Source organism: Roseateles sp. P5_E11, from assembly GCF_054049355.1.
On the sequence record NZ_JBFUMO010000963.1, the window covers coordinates 1 to 1,400 of the forward strand.

Annotated in this window: 1 protein-coding gene; it reads left to right on the top strand. The window is 66.9% G+C overall.

The annotated features are described in order from the left end of the window. Positions 1-152: 152 nt before the first annotated feature. Positions 153-1,241: a protein-glutamate methylesterase/protein-glutamine glutaminase gene (locus ACXJKR_RS32515; RefSeq protein ID WP_056195356.1), complete on the top strand. Its 1,089-nt coding sequence runs from the start codon at positions 153-155 to the stop codon at positions 1,239-1,241. Positions 1,242-1,400: the final 159 nt, after the last annotated feature.

The following is a 1,400-nucleotide window of genomic DNA, read 5'->3' on the forward strand; positions in this document are numbered from 1 at the left end:
CTGCTTCCTGCCGGCCAGTGGCAAGGCGATGGTGAAGCGCCTGGCACCGACGAATAACGACGCGCTGATCCAGCAGGACAGGGCAGCCATTCAAAAGGTGCAGCCGGTCGCCAGCAGCGGCGGCTCCATCGATTTGTTCTAGGAGGCCACCGATGGCCAAGACCAAAGTCGTGGTGGTGGACGACTCAGCGCTGGTGCGCTCCATCCTCACCGAGATCATCAACCGGCAGTCCGACATGGAATGCATCGGCGCGGCCGCCGACCCGCTGGTCGCGCGCGAGATGATCCGCAACCTCAACCCCGACGTCATCACGCTGGACGTCGAGATGCCGCGCATGGATGGCCTCGATTTCCTGTCGCGGCTGATGCGACTGCGGCCGATGCCAGTGGTGATGGTGTCCACGCTGACTGAGCGCGGTGCCGAGGTCACGCTGAAGGCGCTGGAACTGGGCGCCATCGACTTCGTCGCCAAACCCAAGATCGGCGTGGCCGACGGCATCCGCCAACTGGCCCAGGACATCACGGACAAAATCCGCATCGCCTCCAAGGCCCACATCCGCCGCGCGCCACCGCCGCCCGCACCGGGTGCAGCCGCGCCAGCCCCGGTCAAGGCCGTCACGATGGCCAGCCTCGGCAGGGCCTCGACCGAAAAGATCATCTTCATCGGCGCCTCCACCGGGGGCACCGAAGCCACCAAGGACGTGTTGATCAACCTGCCGGCCGACAGCCCGGCCGTTGTCATCACCCAGCACATGCCGCCCGGCTTCACCAAGAGCTATGCCGCGCGGCTGGACGGCCTGTGCAAGATCCGCGTCAAGGAAGCCCAGGACGGCGAGCGCATCCTGCCCGGCCACGGCTATATCGCGCCGGGCGGCATGCATCTGAGCGTGGAACGCAGCGGCGCGAACTACATCGCCCGCGTACAGGACGGCGAGCCCATCAACCGCCATAAGCCCTCGGTCGAAGCGCTGTTTCTGTCGGCTGCCAAGGTGGTCGGCCCGAACGCCATCGGCATCATGCTGACCGGCATGGGCGCGGATGGCGCCAGGGCCATGAAGGTCATGAAGGACGCTGGCGCCTACAACTACTGCCAGGACGAGGCCAGTTGCGTCGTCTTCGGCATGCCGCGCGAGGCCATCGCGGCCGGCGCGGCGGACGAGGTGCTGCCGCTGAACCAGATTGCGACCAAAGTGCTGGAGCGGCTGCGCGCCACTTCGGGCATCTCGCTCAACCGCGTCTGACGATTCATTTCAGGCGTTTTGCGGGCCGAGCGCCGGGCCGCTCCCTAGCCGGCCAGCCTCGGGCGATGTGCTTGTCGGTCAATCCGGCAAGCATCGCCGTCCCCTCGGGGGCTGAGGCCGGACACATTGCGCCCAGTGGGCGCGATGTGCCTGCCGAAG